At 51.4% G+C, this 17,891-nt stretch carries 17 protein-coding genes; 12 read left to right on the top strand and 5 right to left on the bottom strand.

The window, feature by feature from the left end; translation table 11 throughout:
- The first annotated feature begins 3 nt into the window (after positions 1-3).
- The 8 genes from ACPV3A_RS14205 (at position 4) to ftsY (ending at position 9,958) form a co-directional block, all read left to right on the top strand.
- Positions 4-993: a beta-ketoacyl-ACP synthase III gene (locus ACPV3A_RS14205; RefSeq protein ID WP_426199994.1), complete on the top strand. Its 990-nt coding sequence runs from the start codon at positions 4-6 to the stop codon at positions 991-993.
- A gap of 48 nt (positions 994-1,041) precedes the next feature.
- On the top strand, positions 1,042-1,974 hold the full coding sequence (gene fabD / locus ACPV3A_RS14200) for an ACP S-malonyltransferase (RefSeq protein WP_426199993.1): 933 nt from the start codon (positions 1,042-1,044) through the stop codon (positions 1,972-1,974).
- A gap of 47 nt (positions 1,975-2,021) precedes the next feature.
- Positions 2,022-2,771, top strand: a complete 750-nt coding sequence (gene fabG / locus ACPV3A_RS14195; protein ID WP_071220042.1) for a 3-oxoacyl-[acyl-carrier-protein] reductase — start codon at positions 2,022-2,024, stop codon at positions 2,769-2,771.
- 109 nt (positions 2,772-2,880) lie between these two features.
- Positions 2,881-3,114 (top strand): acyl carrier protein, encoded by a 234-nt coding sequence (gene acpP, locus ACPV3A_RS14190; RefSeq protein WP_006211375.1) that lies wholly within the window; start codon positions 2,881-2,883, stop codon positions 3,112-3,114.
- Positions 3,115-3,278: 164 nt separating this feature from the next.
- On the top strand, positions 3,279-4,442 hold the full coding sequence (gene fabF / locus ACPV3A_RS14185; RefSeq protein ID WP_426199992.1) for a beta-ketoacyl-ACP synthase II: 1,164 nt from the start codon (positions 3,279-3,281) through the stop codon (positions 4,440-4,442).
- 12 nt (positions 4,443-4,454) lie between these two features.
- On the top strand, positions 4,455-5,153 hold the full coding sequence (gene rnc, locus ACPV3A_RS14180; RefSeq protein WP_071220044.1) for a ribonuclease III: 699 nt from the start codon (positions 4,455-4,457) through the stop codon (positions 5,151-5,153).
- 206 nt (positions 5,154-5,359) lie between these two features.
- Positions 5,360-8,929, top strand: coding sequence for a chromosome segregation protein SMC (smc, locus tag ACPV3A_RS14175; protein WP_220684575.1), 3,570 nt, complete (start codon positions 5,360-5,362; stop codon positions 8,927-8,929).
- A 27-nt stretch (positions 8,930-8,956) separates the two neighbouring features.
- Positions 8,957-9,958 carry a signal recognition particle-docking protein FtsY gene (gene ftsY, locus ACPV3A_RS14170; RefSeq protein WP_071220046.1) on the top strand — a complete coding sequence of 334 codons (1,002 nt, stop codon included), beginning with the start codon at positions 8,957-8,959 and terminating at the stop codon, positions 9,956-9,958.
- Between the two features lie 92 nt (positions 9,959-10,050).
- Here ftsY and ACPV3A_RS14165 read toward each other — a convergent pair whose 3' ends face one another.
- The 5 genes from ACPV3A_RS14165 to ACPV3A_RS14145 form a co-directional block, all read right to left on the bottom strand.
- A complete protein-coding gene (locus ACPV3A_RS14165; RefSeq protein WP_071220047.1) occupies positions 10,051-10,254 on the bottom strand; it encodes a hypothetical protein in 204 nt (67 codons plus the stop codon).
- A gap of 62 nt (positions 10,255-10,316) precedes the next feature.
- Complete coding sequence (locus ACPV3A_RS14160) at positions 10,317-10,637, bottom strand: hypothetical protein (protein WP_071220048.1); 321 nt, start codon at positions 10,635-10,637, stop codon at positions 10,317-10,319.
- A gap of 19 nt (positions 10,638-10,656) precedes the next feature.
- A complete protein-coding gene (locus ACPV3A_RS14155) occupies positions 10,657-11,667 on the bottom strand; it encodes a polysaccharide pyruvyl transferase family protein (protein ID WP_220684576.1) in 1,011 nt (336 codons plus the stop codon).
- Between the two features lie 29 nt (positions 11,668-11,696).
- Positions 11,697-12,869, bottom strand: a complete 1,173-nt coding sequence (locus ACPV3A_RS14150; RefSeq protein ID WP_426199991.1) for a glycosyltransferase family 2 protein — start codon at positions 12,867-12,869, stop codon at positions 11,697-11,699.
- Positions 12,866-13,894: a glycosyl transferase family 1 gene (locus tag ACPV3A_RS14145; protein ID WP_426199990.1), complete on the bottom strand. Its 1,029-nt coding sequence runs from the start codon at positions 13,892-13,894 to the stop codon at positions 12,866-12,868. Before ACPV3A_RS14145 ends, ACPV3A_RS14150 begins: the two co-directional genes overlap by 4 nt.
- Before the next feature lie 205 nt (positions 13,895-14,099).
- On the opposite strand from ACPV3A_RS14145, the gene wecB reads away from it, so the two are divergent.
- The 4 genes from wecB (at position 14,100) to ffh (ending at position 17,882) form a co-directional block, all read left to right on the top strand.
- Positions 14,100-15,218, top strand: coding sequence for a non-hydrolyzing UDP-N-acetylglucosamine 2-epimerase (gene wecB, locus ACPV3A_RS14140; RefSeq protein WP_199341204.1), 1,119 nt, complete (start codon positions 14,100-14,102; stop codon positions 15,216-15,218).
- A gap of 118 nt (positions 15,219-15,336) precedes the next feature.
- On the top strand, positions 15,337-15,984 hold the full coding sequence (gene trhA, locus ACPV3A_RS14135) for a PAQR family membrane homeostasis protein TrhA (protein WP_194543598.1): 648 nt from the start codon (positions 15,337-15,339) through the stop codon (positions 15,982-15,984).
- Positions 15,985-16,121: 137 nt separating this feature from the next.
- Entirely contained in the window at positions 16,122-16,478 is a 357-nt protein-coding gene (locus tag ACPV3A_RS14130; RefSeq protein WP_071220053.1) for a putative DNA-binding protein, read from the top strand.
- Between the two features lie 21 nt (positions 16,479-16,499).
- Positions 16,500-17,882: a signal recognition particle protein gene (gene ffh / locus ACPV3A_RS14125; protein ID WP_071220054.1), complete on the top strand. Its 1,383-nt coding sequence runs from the start codon at positions 16,500-16,502 to the stop codon at positions 17,880-17,882.
- Positions 17,883-17,891 lie beyond the last annotated feature (9 nt).

Raw genomic sequence — 17,891 nt, 5'->3', positions numbered from 1 at the left:
GAAATGAACAATTTGCGTCCGGTCGGTATTATTGGCACAGGGAAATACGTACCTGAGAAAATATTGTCAAATCATGATTTAGAGAAAATGGTAGATACAAGCGATGAATGGATTGTCTCGATGACGGGAATCCGGGAACGACATATTGCCGCTCCGAATGAAGCGACGTCGGATTTAGCTTATCATGCTGCTGTGAACGCGTTGAAATCCGCCGGAATGAACGCCGAGGATCTGGAATTGATTATTGTGGCGACTATTACGCCGGATATGTTCTTTCCCTCCACCGCATGTTTGCTCCAGGATCGGCTTGGTGCCAAAAAAGCGGCGGCATTTGACCTGTCGGCTGCTTGCTCGGGATTTGTATACGGCCTGGCAACAGCTACAAATTTCGTGAAGACGGGCATGTACAACAACGCATTGGTGATCGGGGTAGACTGCCTGTCCCGCATTACGGACTACACCGACCGCAATACCTGCGTCCTGTTCGGTGACGGTGCCGGCGCGGCGATTGTCGGTGAAGTGCCGGAAGGCCGCGGGTTCCAGGCCTTTGATCTGGGTGCTGAAGGTGCGGGCGGAGCACATCTGTACGTTGAGGCAGGCGGTTCGAGATTGCCGGCTTCCGCCGAAACGATTAATACGAATAAACACTTTATTTATATGAACGGCCGCGAAGTGTTCAAATTTGCGGTACGGGTGATGGGATCTGCCACGGAAGCCGTATTGTCCAAAGCAGGCATCGACAAAAAGGATATCGACTTATTCATTCCTCATCAAGCCAACATCCGGATCATTAAGTCTGCCATGGAACGCTTGGAGCTTCCGGAAGAGAAGGTCGTAATCAATGTTGATAAATACGCCAACACCTCAGCCGCTTCCGTGCCGCTGGCTCTTGTCGAAGCACAGGAATCCGGTCGCCTGAAAGAAGGAGACAAGGTGTTGATGGTTGGTTTTGGCGGAGGATTAACATGGGGATCCTCCGTGCTCATCTGGTAACAGAATAGTATTTAGACCTAGTGAAATAAAAGAAGGGAGCTAACGATTTTGGGTAAAACAGCATTTATATTTCCAGGTCAGGGCGCTCAGTCCGTCGGAATGGGAAAGGATGCCTACGATGCGGTTCCTGCCGCAAGGGATCTGTTTCTTACCGCGGATGAACAGCTTGGATTTCCGCTCAGCTCCATTATTTTTAATGGTCCTGATGAAGATTTGAAACAAACGGTAAATACGCAGCCAGCTCTCCTCGCAACCAGCATGGCTTATCTGGAAGCCATTCGCGGCAAGGGGATCGAACCGGATTACGTTGCGGGACATTCCCTTGGCGAATACAGCGCACTTGTATGTGCAGGTGTGCTTACGTTCGAAGAAGCTGTATCGATCGTTAGAGCCCGCGGAGAATACATGGAGGCAGCCGTACCGGGAGGTCAAGGCGCCATGGCAGCCGTGCTTGGTGCAGACCGTGAGGCTTTGTCCGAGCTGTGCAAGAGCATTACGGCAGAGGGACATGTTGTAGAACTTGCGAACATGAACTGTCCGGGACAAATCGTCATCTCGGGTTCCGCACAGGGCGTCGCAGCTGCTGCAGAAAGAGTCAAGGAAGCAGGCGGCAAGCGGGCTATCCCTCTGGAGGTAAGCGGACCCTTCCATTCGACCTTGATGAAGGAGGCGGCTAACCGACTGGCTGATAAACTGGAGCAGGCTGCGTTTAATACCCTATCCGTTCCGGTAGTTGCCAATGTGACGGCGCGTCCGGTGGAAGATGCCGCTGCCATCCGCGGTTTGTTGGTGGAACAGGTTTACTCCCCCGTGCTATGGCATGACAGCGTGGAATGGATGATCGCTCAAGGAGTGGACACTTTCGTCGAGATTGGTCCGGGCAGTGTTCTTAGCGGTTTGATCAAGAAGATTGACAAATCCGTCAAAGTCATTAATGTAAATAGTCTGGACAGCGTCAGCAGTTTGGAGACGGTCGTATAAATAACGATGGATAAAAACCAGATCACTTTCGGAAAGGAGGAATAGGTATGAGTGAAGCTCTAAAAGGACAGACTGCGCTTGTTACGGGTGCTTCCCGCGGCATTGGCCGGAGCATTGCTCTCGGACTTGCTGATCTGGGCGCTAACGTTGCTGTCAATTATGCAGGCAGCGAAGCGGCTGCAGCCGAGGTTGTGGAAGCGATTCGCGCAAAAGGCGTATCGGCCATCGCGGTTAAATCCAACGTTGGACGGACCGAAGAAGCCGATGCCATGGTAAAGCAGGTGTTGGAGACTTTTGGTCGAATTGATATCCTGGTGAATAATGCAGGGATCACTAGAGACAATCTAATCATGCGGATGAAGGAAGAGGAGTTCGATCAGGTAATCGAAACGAATCTGAAAGGGGTATTCAATTGCCTTAAGGCGGTGACGCGTCCTATGATGAAACAACGTTATGGGCGCATTATCAATATATCCTCCGTTGTCGGAGCGCTTGGCAATCCGGGGCAGGCCAACTATGTTGCGGCCAAAGCCGGAGTCATCGGTCTGACCAAATCAGCCGCTCGGGAGCTCGCTTCCCGTGGAATTACGGTGAACGCCGTGGCACCTGGTTTTATCGATACCGATATGACCCGGGAACTTCCTGAGGACATGCGGGAAGGCCTGCTTGGCGGAATTCCGCTCGCCCGTCTGGGGCAGCCGGAGGAGATTGCCGGCGTGGTTGCTTTTCTAGCATCTTCCAGTGCATCCTATATGACTGGACAAGTGCTGCATGTGGATGGCGGTATGTATATGTAGGTGCCGCCAATGTTCCGGCGCTGGCCGCTGGGCATTAAATCGTTTTCAAATGCCTTCTATGGCAATTTGAAGTCATATCTCGTATAATTACCAAGAGGAGGTGAGCCGGATGTCCGATGTATTGGAACGCGTGAAACGCATCGTTATCGACCGCCTGGGTGTTGACGAAGCCGACGTAACATTAGAAGCATCTTTCAAAGACGACCTTGGAGCTGATTCTCTCGATGTAGTTGAATTGGTGATGGAGTTGGAAGATGAGTTTGATATGGAGATCTCTGATGAAGATGCGGAGAAAATTACGACCGTAGGTGAAGTTGTAAACTACATACAATCTCATACCTAAGTCATTACAGTTAAGTCCCGTTCTTTAGCAAGACGGGACTTCTCCACATTCAATCGAAGCTTTTTTAGCACAAACAAGTGATAGATTATTACTGCCTTCGTTCTCATGAGTCTGCATATACGGCTTCATAGATGGACGGGCAGTCCATATAGAGGTGAAACTGTTTGAAACATAGAGTCGTTGTAACAGGAATGGGTGTCATGACCTCGATTGGTCAAGACCTGGATACATTCTGGAACAGTTTGATGGAAGGCAAGTCTGGCGTATCCCGCATCGAAGCGTTTGATGTGAGTGATTACACAACACAGATCGCAGCATCCATGAAGGATTTTAATCCGGAGGATTACATGGATCGCAAAGAAGCCCGCAGGATGGACCGTTTTGTACAGCTTGCGGTTGCAGCCGGTTCGAAGGCGCTGGAGGACAGTGGCCTTGAAATTGGCGTGAATGCCGATGCCGAAAAAGGCCCGAAACGTGTAAGCCCCTTCTTTATTCCAATGATGATCGCTAACATGGCTTCAGGCCAGATGTCGATCAATCTGGGAGCCAAGGGTCCGAACACCACACAGGTTACGGCTTGTGCTACCGGAACGCATTCGATCGGCGATTCATACCGTCTGATACAGCGCGGTGATGCCGATGTCATGATCTGCGGCGGGGCGGAGGCAACCATTCGTCCAACAGGGATGGCTGGTTTCTGCGCTATGCGTGCAATGTCAACCCGCAATGACGAACCGGAAAAAGCCAGTCGGCCATTCGATACCGGCCGCGACGGTTTTGTTATGGGTGAAGGCGCGGGCGTGCTCGTGATCGAATCCCTGGAGCATGCGTTGAAACGTGGTGCCAAAATTTATGCCGAGGTGGTTGGCTATGGCCTTAGTGCCGATGCCCATCATATTACCGAGCCGGATCCGGATGGAGCAGCTCGCTGCATGAAGATGGCGATCCGTGACGCAGGCATTGCGCCGGAGGATGTGGATTACATTAATGCTCACGGGACTTCAACGCCAGTGGGAGACCGCTCGGAAACCAAGGCCGTTAAGATGGCTCTCGGTGACCATGCCTATAAAGTAGCCGTTAGTTCAACCAAGTCGATGACGGGGCATTTGCTTGGGGCTGCCGGCGGCGTTGAAGCGGTTATCTGCGGACTGAGCTTGAAGAACCAAACCATTGCACCAACGATTAACCTGGAGGATCAAGATCCGGAATGCGATCTTGACTACGTACCGAATCACCCGCGTAAAGCCGATTTGGATATCGTCATGTCCAATTCGTTCGGATTTGGCGGGCATAATGCCACGATTATCCTGAAAAAATACGCCGAGTAAGGGGACAGTGTGTTGAGTGGAGATCTGAAGCAGTTACAGCATAAACTTCAAATCCAGTTTCGCAATGCAATGCTGCTGAAGCAGGCCTTTACCCACGCATCTTATGTAAACGAACATCGCTTCAGTCAGAGCCAGGACAACGAGCGTCTTGAATTTCTAGGGGATGCTGTTCTGGAGCTGACGGTGAGCGAATTCTTATACAACCTTTTTCCGGACCGTCCGGAAGGCGAGTTAACCAAGCTGCGGGCCGCTATCGTATGTGAGCCCTCCCTGGTGCAATTCGCTGTAGGTCTGGACTTTGGTCGTTACGTTCTGCTAGGCAAAGGAGAGGAAATGACGGGCGGTCGAACCCGCCCGGCTCTTCTGGCAGACGTATTTGAGTCATTTGTGGGGGCGCTTTATCTGGATCAGGGATTGGAAGCGGTTCGCCGGTTTTTAAGCGACCATGTCTTTCCCACGGTGACCGTCAACGGTCGTCCGCAGATGAGCGATTATAAGACTGAGCTTCAGGAACTGACCCAGCATCACGGCATGGGCGCACTGGAATATCGTATCGTAGAAGAGCGAGGACCGGCACATGAGCGGGAGTTTGTCTCGGAGGTATACATGGGAAGCGAATGTCTTGGACGCGGAAGCGGCAGATCCAAGAAAGAAGCCGAGCAGCAGGCAGCGGCAGTAGCCTTAAAGCAGCTGAAACGTGCGGATGCCTAAAGCTTCGCTGATGTGATGACAAACAAAGAGCAAAGAGCAGTCAAGCGGATAACCGGACCCGGATAGGATGACTGTTTTTTGCTCTTTTCGTTGTCTGTCTTTTGATCAAGGGACAGCTGCTTATAACGTTGATGGACCTCGTCCAAAGACGGCGGTGAAGCCGATTCTACTTATGGTACAATAGCAGGAGAGGTGATAGTTCGAATATGTTTTTGAAACGGATCGAGTTAGCAGGATTTAAATCGTTTGCCGACAAGACGGAGATGGAATTTGTCCGGGGAATTACAGCCGTTGTAGGTCCGAATGGCAGCGGCAAGAGCAACATTTCCGATGGGATCCGCTGGGTGCTTGGCGAGCAGAGCGCCAAATCGCTTCGCGGCGGCAAGATGGAGGACATTATCTTTGCCGGAAGCGATGCGCGTAAAGCGGTTAATTATGGAGAGGTCTCCCTTACTCTGGATAATGAGGATCATGTACTACCGCTGGATTTTAATGAGGTAACCGTAACTAGGAGGGTGCACCGCAGCGGGGACAGCGAGTATTTCATTAATAGACAATCATGCCGACTCAAGGATATTACGGAGCTGTTCATGGACACCGGAATTGGTAAAGAAGCCTATTCCATCATTGGACAAGGTCGTATCGAGGAAATATTGAGCACACGTTCAGAAGATCGCCGGGGGATTTTTGAGGAAGCATCCGGGATCGTTAAATATAAATCCCGTAAAAAAGAGTCTGTGCGCAAGCTGGATGAAACAGAACAAAACCTGCTTCGTATCCACGACTTGGTCACGGAGCTTGAGGATCAGATCGGACCACTCAAAGAGCAGTCCGAGAAGGCCATTCGCTACAAGGAGCTTCGGGAGAAGCTGAAGCACAAGGAAATCTCGCTGTATGTGTATCAGATCGAACAGATACATACCTCATGGAGCGAGGCCAATGCCAAGCTTGAACAGCTGAAGGAAGAGCAGCTCGCGCTGTCCACCGTTGTATCCGCGCATGATGCCAAGCTGGAGAGTGACAGATCAGCGCTGCGCCAGCTGGAGCAGGAAGTTGAGGATCTGCAGAGCCAGCTGCTTCAATTCAGTGAACTGTTCGAGAAGAGCGAAGGCTATGGCGAGGTGCTCAAGGAACGCCGCCGCAACTTGGAACGTACGCGCGAGCAACTGGAAGAAAGTTTGCAGTCAGGCGATCAACGTCTAGGAGCGCGCGTAGGCGAGCTTGCGAGCATGAAGAGCAAGCTGCAGGAGCTACAGCAGGAATTAACCCAAGTGCGGGACCAGCTGTCAGCGGAAGAAGCGAAGCTGGTGGGCGTAACCGGCGGAATCAGCCAACAGCAGGAAGAGAGCTTGAAGGGGAATTTGCTGGAGCTTATGAACCAAATGGCTCAAGCCCGGAATGAAATCCGTTACGCCGACCAGCAGCAGGAAGCGCTGGATCGGCGGATGAATCGGGCGCAAGAGGAGTCGGGTAAATGGGAAGCCCTGAAAGAGGATCTGCTCCGCCGCAAAGATAGCATCGATCGAAGTATTGAACGCTTCGGTAAAGAGATTGCAGACCTCCGAAGCGGTTATATCAGCGAGAGTGAGCGATATCAATCCCTGCAGAAATTGCAGGAAGAGACGCAGGGAGCGCTTCGGAAATGGGAGCAGAAGCGGGAGGCGCAAATTTCCCGCCGTGATACCATGAAAGAGCTTCAGGACGATTTTGACGGATTTATGCTGGGGGTTAAGGAAGTACTGAAGGCTTCCCGCAAATCCGTGCTCCACGGGGTCCATGGTGCGGTGGCCGAGCTGATTCGTGTACCGGAAAAGCTGGAGCTTGCGATGGAGACAGCCCTTGGCGCATCGGTTCAGCATATCGTCATGGAGAACGAATCCGTATCCAGGCAGGCGATTGCCTTCCTGAAGCAGCGCCAGTTAGGACGGGCAACCTTCCTGCCTTTGGACGTCATTCGTCCACGGAATGTATCCGCTTCGGATCGGCACTTGGCAGAAGGGGAAGCCGGGTTTGTAGGCTTTGGCTCCGAGCTGGTGAAGTATGATTCAAGATACAGCAACATCGTCGGCAGCCTTCTGGGCAATGTCGTGATTGCCGAGACCTTGGAGCAAGCAAACAAGATTGCTGCAAGATTCTCCTATCGCTTCCGTGTCGTCACACTCGAGGGCGACGTGGTCAATGCAGGCGGATCCATGACAGGCGGCAGTCAGCACAAGAAAACGAACAGCCTGCTGGGACGCAAGCGTCAGCTGGAGCAGCTGGATCAGGAAATCACGGAGACCGAGAAGCAGCTGGAGAAGCTGCAGCAGGGCATTGAAGGCGTCCGGAATCAAATGATCGAATCTCAGGATAAGCTGGACGAGCTTCGTAAAGCCGGAGACGACAAGCGAATCGAGGAACAGCAGGCTGCAGGGGACCGCAAGCAGCTTGAGCATGAGCTGCGCCACGTCCTCGAACAAGCCGAGCTGGCAGGCGAGGAGAAGAGCAGTCAAGAGAAGGAAGCCAAAGAGATTCAGGCAAGCCGTGAACGCGCGCAGAAGCTGTTGTCCGAGCTGGAGGAGGAAGAGAAATCAACCCACCTGGCGATCCAAGCTGCAGAATTTGCCCGTAAAGCTAATGAGTCGGCGAAGGAAGAGCTTCAGAGTCAGCTGACAAACCTCAAGGTTCGCGAAGGAAAGCTGGATCAGGAAACCTTCTCGCTGGAGGAGCAGCTCAAGCGCCTTCAGTCGGATGTCGACAACCACGAGAAGGAGCAGAAACAAAACCGCACGATGCTGGCCTCCGTTCAAGCCGACCTGAATCAGAACGAAAGCGAAAGCGTAAAGCAGATCGAGGATCTGAACCAGTACAAGCTGAAGAAGGAAGAGGCTACGCAGCAGCTGGAATTCAAGCGGGCTGCACGCACTGCGCTTAGCCGGAAGCTGGAGCTGGAAGAGAGCGAAACCAAGGAACAGCGCACGCAGCTGCGGGCCGTGGATGATCAGCTTCGCCAGACCGAGATTGGGGTAAACCGGCTCGATGTTGAGCTTGAGAATATATTGAAGAAATTAAGCGAGGACTACGAGCTGAGTTATGAGCTTGCCAAGCAGCGGTATCCGATTCCGGAAGACATCACTGCCGCTCAGAACGAAGTGCGTGACTTGAAGAGGTCGATAACTTCCCTGGGAGATGTCAATCTTGGGGCCATCGAAGAGTATCAGCGCGTTAATGAGAGATACCTGTTCTTAAGTGAGCAAAAGGCGGATCTGGTTGAAGCGAAGACAACCCTGTACCAGGTCATTAAGGAAATGGACGATGAAATGTCCAAGCGTTTCAAGCTGACGTTTGATGCGATCCGGCGCGAGTTCGGCACGGTATTTACGAAGTTGTTCGGAGGTGGACGTGCCGACCTGGTCCTGATCGATCCGGACCGATTGCTTGAGACGGGGATCGATATCGTTGCGCAGCCTCCTGGCAAGAAGCTGCAAAATCTGCAGCTTCTCTCCGGTGGTGAGCGTGCATTAACCGCTATGGCGCTGTTGTTTGCCATTTTGCAGGTGAAGCCGGTTCCGTTCTGCGTACTGGATGAGGTCGAAGCTGCGCTTGATGAAGCGAATGTGGTGCGGTTTGCCCAGTATCTGCGGGAGTTCTCTGAGCAAACGCAGTTTATCGTGGTCACCCACCGCAAAGGAACGATGGAAGAGGCTGACGTGCTGTACGGCGTCACGATGGAAGAAGGCGGCGTGTCGAAGCTGGTGTCCGTCAAGCTTGAGAATGAGGAAGCGGAGATTGCCTAATTTAACATAACGACATGGAGGGTACGTATGAGCTTTTTTAAGAAGTTAAAAGAGAGCATTTCCAGCAAAACGGAAAACGTAACAAAACAGTTCCGGGACGGACTCGAGAAAACTCGGAAGGGATTTATCGAGAAAGTGTCGGACCTGGTCATTCGCCGGAAAAAGATCGATGAAGAATTTTACGAGGAGTTGGAAGAGATTCTGATTGGCGCTGACGTCGGCGTCAATACGGTGATGGATCTGATGGACGATCTTCGTGCCGAAGTGAAGAAACGGCGGATCGAGGACGCTGCCGATCTGCAGCCGGTCTTGTCCGAGAAGCTGATGGGACTCCTTCGTGATGACAGCAGCAATGAGCTGAGGGAGAATCCGGATGGAATTACGGTCATTCTGTTTGTAGGCGTTAACGGAGTCGGCAAAACCACCACGATTGGTAAGCTGGCACATCGTTACAAGCAGGAGGGCAAGAAGGTTTTGCTCGCCGCTGGCGACACATTCCGTGCAGGTGCGATTGAACAGCTGGAGGTATGGGGAGAACGGGTTGGCGTTGAAGTCATTAAACAGCAGCCCGGCTCAGACCCGGCAGCTGTTATGTTCGATGCGGTTCAAGCAGCCAAGCAGCGGCAAGCGGATGTTCTGCTCTGCGACACGGCGGGACGTCTTCAGAACAAAACGAATCTGATGGAAGAGTTGAATAAAATCTTCCGCGTTATTCAACGCGAAATCCCGAGCGCTCCGCATGAGGTGCTGATGGTCCTTGATGCGACGACAGGACAGAATGCGCTAAGCCAGGCGAAGCTGTTCGGAGAGAAGAGTGGTGTGACCGGCCTCGTATTAACCAAGCTGGATGGTACGGCTAAGGGTGGCATCGTTATCGCGATTCGGCAGGAGTTGAATCTTCCGGTGAAGCTGGTAGGCTTGGGAGAGAAAATGGGCGATCTCCAGACCTTTGACTCGGAGCAGTTCGTTCATGCCCTCTTTGCGGGTTTGATTAAAGAAGAAGAGAATGCCGCAGAACAACAAGGCTAGGCACTTGTCTAGTCGCTATGTATACAAAAGGACCGAAAGTATAACTTTCGGTCCTTTTCCATGTTCGGTTCAATCTACGGGCACATGCATTTTTATGAAGAGACGATTCGAACGAACTCAATCGAACGAAGCGGGATGATGGCAGTATCTGTAGGAGGACCATAGATGATGGGTGGTACTTTTAAGGTGATGGTTCCCTCGCCCACTTCGGTCAGCGTGCCGATGATCACATCTCCCGACACCGTTACTTCGGTTTCCGAGCCGATAAATCCTTGCAGCCAATCCACGTAGCGCATATCGGTTAACCTCCTTGCCGTAATGAAAGTTTGAAGCTGACATTCCGTATCATCTGAAGGTATTACTGAACGGAAGTAATATTGGCAAATGGAATCAGCACAAGGTCACCCGATGCTTCACGGAGCTGAACACCATCTTCAGCAGTAGCCAGAACGACTCCTTCCAGCGTAACAAACGTTGTGCTGACCCGTACTTGTTGGCCGGTACGGACTTCGAAAAATTGAATCAGCTCCGGATTAATCGTTAAACCCGTGAGAACCTGACTCTCCAGTGACTCTACCCGTTCGGTTAGTTGACTGGTTTCCTGGCTTAGAAGTTCGACCTGCCGTGTTAACATTTTGACTCTGCCGGCAAGTCTTCTGCAGAACAGGAAGCAACACATAGTCATTCTCCTTTCTGTATTACCAACGGTTGTGCTCCTCGATATGGTTCTTTAAATCCAGAAGTGAAGCGGTGCTTTCTTCCTCCGCTGCGCGGATCATGGGCATAACTCGCTGCACATGACCAGGGCCGTATTTAAGGAAGGTTTCGGTTTTATCGACCAGCACATCAAGCGGCTGACGATAATCCGTAAAGTACTGACCGAGACGAAAAGAGCTCAGCAGGCTATGCACTTTGCTCATGGTGCTAAGCGCCAGCACAGGCTTGCCGCCGCGTAAAGCGGCTAGCGTCGGGTGAAGCTTGAATGATATCAGATAGTCCACGGATTGTATGAAGCTGTAGGTGAGCTCGATATCCATGAGAAACGGCAGTGTTTCAATGGAAGCGCCGGGGGTTAGCTCCCTTACCTTCTGCTGCAATTGCAGACATGTGTTGTAATCGGAGTACGCGTTGCCCGGATGATGAATAACAGGAATAAGGACGGTATGATAACCTTTGGCGATAAGATGCCCCAGCAGTTTGGTCATGTTCTCCATCGGGAACGATTCATAGGAAAACACAACAACGCCAACGGTGGGGCGCTTAGAGAATCGTTTCACCGGGATATCGGGTTGACGGTAGCCGAATACCATATCAGGGGCGGTTTCAACATTTCGGTGGAAGCCTGCCCGCCTGGCGATGGCCGACGATCGCTCATCCCGGAACACTGCGCGGTTTGCCTTGGAGATCATCTCCCGGTAGGCGGATACCTGCTCCTCAGGCCAGGTGTGTTCCGGGTAGGCGTCCACGATGCCGACACCGTAGACCCAGGTAGGCTGTCCTTTGAGCTGCGGAGGGAAGTAATACGAATTGAATGAGTAGGGTGTAATTAAATCGCCACCACCGATGATGAAGGCATCCGTCTGGCGGGGATCCAATCGGGAATTCCATGGATAGACGTGATGATCGTGGAATACCTGGCGAAGGGTGTGAAGAAATAAATCATCACCGAAGTTTCCCATTCCATAGTACCCGGAAGCGGCAATATGCATTTACGTATCACCTCCTTTTCAAGCGTTGTCTAGCTCTTGCCTGTTTGCTGACACCAGGCTTCGAAGAGACTGCGGTTACGTTGGCTGGTGCTGCTGCCATAAAGGACGCGATGATACAAGACGGCATCGACCTGAACCGGTGAGCTGTGCTTAAGAAGCCTGGCGGTGACATCGATATCTTCGAAGATACGCCCGAGACGATCCTCCCGATTCCACCAGCCCCCAATGGCGATTAGGGATGACTTGCGATACATTCGAGGGACAAGCGGGTGCCCATGTTGAGTCGTTCGATTTACGGAAGCAGACCAAGACGAATAAAGATGGCCCGAATCAACATTTTTTCTCCATAGAGGACCGAACTGCCGGGTTCGTTCCCAGCATCCATACCGCCCCGTGGCCATTCTGCCGTCCGGATTCTGGTCAAGCGCGTCGGACAGGAGTTCGATCGCATCCGGTGCCAGCCAGTCATCCCCATCCAATTCCAGAATATATCGCCCCTTTGCTTCAAAGAGCAGCCGATTCATCATGATCGCCTTTCCGCGGTTACGCGATTGGGACAGGACCCGAATTCTGCTGTCAAGATAAGCACAGGCTTCCTCGAGACTGTCGTCCTCCGAGCCGTCATCGCCTATTAGCAGCTCCCAATTATCGCTTGATTGAGCCAATACGGAACGGATGCTCCAGCCTAAAGAGTCCTTCATATTATGAATGCTCATCAGAATGGAGACGACAGGTTGCGAAGGAATTTCAGGGGATAAAGCCCCTTTCGAGCCGGCGGTATTCTCTCGTATCCTTGTTGCCGACAGAATAGGGAGAATATACTCCAGATCCTTTTGATACGGAGGATTTTGCGTCGGGTCCAGATGCATCGTAAGGCTTGGATCGGCGGGCAGCAGATCGTAAGGCAGAAATTTAGCAGCCGGAAGCCTGTTATCCCAGCGGGTGAGAGCAGCAAGCAGCCAGGTTTTTCTCCAATATAGAGGGGCACCGTTCATGCATATACAGACAACACGATCTGGAATATGGGGTGGTATCGGAATGGAATGCTGTGCACTTTTATGGGAAAAAGACAAGGTACCGCTCCATAGAATCCACTCATGATCTATTTGTGAGACTTCCTGAATGATTTGTTCACGATAGGCTGTCGTATCGATGGCCCTGTAGCCGAATGGCTGGGTACGGATTCTGGCATAAGGTTTCAATGGGGGTTCATGCCTTTGTCCAGGATGGCCTGGCGGATCACTTGATCGGCTTTCAATCCGCGTTCAACCCAGCGATTCTCTCTGGCGTAGGCAATGCGGCCCAGTTTATGCTCTTCCGTGTCCGGGTGATGGAGCATGGAGGACAGCTTGCCCAAGAAATCATCATGGGTGGTCGCTGTAGTAACATGCGGCTCCATGGCGATGCATTCCGGCAGAGCCGTCGACAATACCCTGACACCGGATGCCAGATACTCGTATGCTTTGACTGGATTGGTTGCCAGCGTAATCGGATGATATTGGAAGGGGATCAATGCAACGTCTATATGAGTCAGATAACGCTTGAGCTCCTGGTGCGGCTTTTCACCGAGTATATGCACATTGGGGAGCTTCGAATAATCGCCGGAGCTGCCGTAAGGAGCTCCAATGGAAACGAATTGGACGCTTGGAAAACGGAGGGCCGCCTTAGCGAACAGCTCATGATCTACCCAATAAGCCCAGGCGCCGATATAAGCGACAACAGGACCCGGAGGGAGATCGGTGGGTCTTTCACTGAATGGAATATGGAAAAATGAAGAGTCTGCGCCATTCGGGATCAGGGTAAGTGGTTTATCCGGATATGCCAGGGACAACCGGGTGTGAATCACCTCTGCGGTACATACGACATGGTCCGCTTCATCAATCATTTTGGGTTCATATTTTGCCCAATGCGGAAATTCATCACAGCAGTCGTAGATGGTGACGTCGGGTTTGAAGAGTGTGGAAATGCGCGTACGGAGCTTAGACCAGGTCGTCCAGACGACAATCGGATGTTCTTTGCGAAGGGCAGGCAGCTTTTTGTGCAAAAAGGTTTTGGTATCTGTGAACAGGAACACATTCGGTTCAATTTCTTTGAATTCCTTATCCAGCGGTGCCAGGTTTTCGAAGAAAACCTGATGACCAAGCGCGCCCAATTGAGCCATAAGCTGCTGCGGTCTCTGTTTCATATACGACCAGTTCATCGTTCTCGGATAAATGATAACAGCCAAGAGGTTTCCTCCTTTCTTTGTACTCGGGATAATATATGCGTTGCTAGCTTCATAGAATTGGACGAATAAGCCGAATCGCAGAAAAATGGTTGATTTCTACAAGCTTGCTCATGACCGGAACGAATCTATCAACGTTCCATATAATGCTTAAGATATGAGGTTTAAGATCTATCTTTTCATATAAAACGAGGGGGAGTGAAGGTTCGTGAAACATAAAAATGTTCTGGTTATATTCGGAACGCGTCCGGAAGCGATTAAAATGGCACCTTTGGTCAAGGAATTGGAGTCAGCCCCGGGATTAACTCCAATCGTATGCGTAACCGCCCAGCACCGGGAGATGCTGGACCAGGTGCTTCGTTTTTTTGAAATCCAGACGCAAACGGATCTGAATATCATGAAGGAAGGGCAATCCTTATACAATTTGAGCGCTGACCTGCTAAAAGGGATGGAGAAGGTATTCCAAGCTAGAAAATATGATCTAGTGCTGGTCCATGGAGATACCACAACGGCATTCATTGGTGCTTTGGCAGCTTATTACGCGAAGGTTCCGGTGGGACATGTGGAAGCAGGGCTGCGGACGTATGACAAATACGCGCCGTTTCCAGAGGAGATGAATCGCGAGTGGATCGGCAGGGTGGCGGATATGCATTTTGCTCCGACGGCGCTGTCGGCAGCAAATCTCAAAGCCGAGAATCGATCGGCTCACGTGTATGTAACGGGAAACACGGGAATCGATGCAATGAAGTGGACGCTAAAGGCTCCCTTTAAACATCCGATACAGCACAAATTACGGCAAGATAGCCGCTTAATACTGATGACCATGCATCGGCGGGAGAATTGGGGAGAACCGATGAAAGGGGTATTTGAGGCTGTGAAGCGGGTGATCCAGAAGCACCCTGACATTGAAGTGATATATCCGGTCCATCCGAACCCCGTACTGCAGGAGGCGGTCGCGCAAGAGCTTGAGGGGCACGAGCGAATCCACTTGACCGAACCGCTCGATGTCGTTGATCTCCATCATATCATGCAGCGTTCCTATCTGGTCTTGACGGACTCCGGCGGCATACAGGAGGAAGCGCCGTCACTGGGGAAGCCGGTTCTGGTGCTGAGGGATAAAACCGAACGCCCCGAAGGGGTTACAGCAGGCACTCTAAAATGCGTTGGTACGGAGTGTGAAGCGGTTCAGGCAGAAATAGAGCGACTGCTGACGGATAAGGAAGCGTACCACAGCATGGCCAGAGCCCATAATCCGTTTGGCGACGGCACCGCGTCCCGCCAAATCGTCAGCGCCATCCAGCGATTCTTCCAATCGCAGAGGGGTTGATACAGGGGACGGCTTTGATTTTGCATGCCCGAAGGGCGTATAATGAAGTATAAGTCGGGTTCAAAAAGTCAGTTTTTTGAATAACCTCTATAAGATTTCAAGCGAAAGGATACCTGTTATGGCCAATACTTACACTTATCCACGCAGAGAAGAGATAGCGAATGCAATAACACATGGCATAGGAGCGGCACTGAGCGTTGCTGCGCTGGTGCTGCTGATCGTATTTTCAAGTTTGAAAGGCAATGCCTGGCATGTGGTGAGCTTCACAATCTACGGATCAACGATGCTCCTGCTGTATTTGAGCTCCACGCTCGTACACGGTTTGAGAGACGGGAAAGCCAAGGATTTCTTTGAGTTTATGGATCACTCTTCCATTTACTTGTTCATCGCAGGGACGTATACGCCATTCCTGCTGGTTGCCATCCGGGGATCGCTGGGCTGGAGTCTCTTTGGGATCGTATGGGGCATTGCGCTGTTCGGTGTCGTGTTCAAAGCATTTTTCGTCAAGAAGTTTCTGTTCCTCTCCACGATATTCTATATTGCGATGGGCTGGCTGATTGTCATTGCCTGGAATCCGTTAACGGCGGTTGTAGCGTCGCAAGGCATGAATTTGCTTGCCCTTGGGGGCGTACTGTACACGCTGGGTACCATATTCTATGTATGGCGGGGGTTTCCTTACCATCATGCCATCTGGCATTTGTTTGTTCTGGCGGGTTCGATTCTTCACTTTTTTGCGATACTGATATACCTTCTTCCTATCGGCTGAACGGGTAGGAAGAAGGCTTTCTGCACATGAAGAAGGATGACAAGGGAAATGGCTTGACATCCTTCTTTGTTTTTTGTATGATAAGGTTCGTTAAGCGAACTGTAAAGTGTTTTTCCTTGACGAGGGGGTGCCCTTAAATGAGTCAGGAGAATCGGCTCGAGAAGACGAACCGGATCAATTTGCTGTTCGATTTCTATGAGCAGCTGCTGACAGAGAAACAGCAGACCTTTTTGAAATATTATTTCCATGATGATTTTTCCCTTGGAGAAATCGCTGGTGAATTTGAGATTAGTCGTCAGGCCGTCTATGAGCATATTAAGCGCGCAGAACAGGTGCTCGAGTCCTATGAAGAGAAGTTGGGCCTCTTGAGCAAGCATGAAACGCGCATCCGGGAGCTGGATAAGTTTCGGGTAATGGTGGAGCGTAGCGACCTGGGTGAACATGATAAGAATGTAATGACCGATATGGTCGAACGATTAAAAGTATGGGATTAAGTATGAACGGAGGTGGCGGATATGGCGTTTGAAGGATTGACCAGCAGACTACAGAATGTGTTTAGCAAGCTTCGTGGTAAAGGCAAGGTGTCCGAGGAAGATGTAACAGCCGCCATGCGTGAAGTCAGACTCGCGCTTCTCGAAGCCGACGTTAACTTCAAAGTGGTTAAGGATTTCGTATCCAAAGTAAAAGAGAAGGCCATCGGCAAGGAAGTGATGGACAGCTTTACGCCCGGCATGGTGATCATTGACATCGTTAATAAAGAACTGACGGAGTTGATGGGAGGAAGCCAAGCCAAACTGGCGAAGAGCAACAAGCCGCCAACAGTTATTATGATGGCCGGTTTGCAAGGTGCCGGTAAGACAACGACTTCGGGTAAGCTGGCCAAGCTGCTTCAGAAGCAGAACAGCCGACCGCTGCTCGTTGCCGGCGATATTTATCGTCCAGCGGCGATCAAACAGCTCGAAGTACTCGGCAGTCAGATCAACGTACCGGTGTTCTCGCTAGGAGACAAGACAAGCCCGGTTGAAATCGCAAAACAGGGCCTCCAGCATGCCAAAGATAACGGTCACGATTATGTCATTATCGATACCGCCGGCCGTCTTCATGTCGATGAAGAGCTGATGGAAGAGTTGAAGCAGATTCACAGCGTAGTGAATCCTGATGAAGTCCTGCTTGTCGTTGACGCGATGACGGGTCAGGATGCGGTGAATGTCGCGGAAAGCTTCAATCAGCAATTGACGCTCACGGGCGTCGTACTGACGAAGCTGGACGGCGATACCCGAGGCGGTGCCGCCCTCTCGGTTAAGGCCGTTACCGGATGTCCGATCAAATTCGCCGCACTTGGCGAGAAGATTGATGCGCTCGAACCGTTCCATCCGGAACGGATGGCATCGCGGATCCTCGGCATGGGCGATATGCTGTCTCTTATCGAGAAAGCACAATCGAACATTGATGCAGACAAGGCCAAGGAAATGGAACGTAAAATGCGCAATGCCGAATTTACGTTCGAGGATTTCCTGGAGCAGATGGATCAGGTCAAGAAGCTCGGTCCTCTGGATCAGCTGATGGATATGATTCCCGGCATGGGCAAGATGAAGCAAGCCAAGGATCTCAAGGTGGACGAGAAGCAGATGGGACGCATTGAGGCTATTGTTCACTCCATGACGACAGCGGAGAAGCAGCAGCCTGACATTATCAATCATAACCGTCGTAAACGGATTGCGGCGGGAAGTGGAACCTCGCTGGCTGAAGTGAACCGGCTTATCAAGCAGTTTGACGAAATGCGCCGCGTGATGAAACAGTTCTCGGATATGATGGGTCCTAAAGGCGGCAAGAACAAGGCCATGAAACAACTGAAAGGCTTGACTGGCGGAAAAGGCATGAAATTCCCGTTCCGTTAAGTTACGGTG

The sequence above is a fragment of the Paenibacillus sp. Dod16 genome (assembly GCF_049893405.1).
Classification (GTDB): Bacteria; Bacillota; Bacilli; order Paenibacillales; family Paenibacillaceae; genus Paenibacillus_AQ.
The sequence above is the reverse complement of the archived record's forward strand: the minus strand, read 5'-3'. Positions and strand labels throughout refer to the sequence as shown.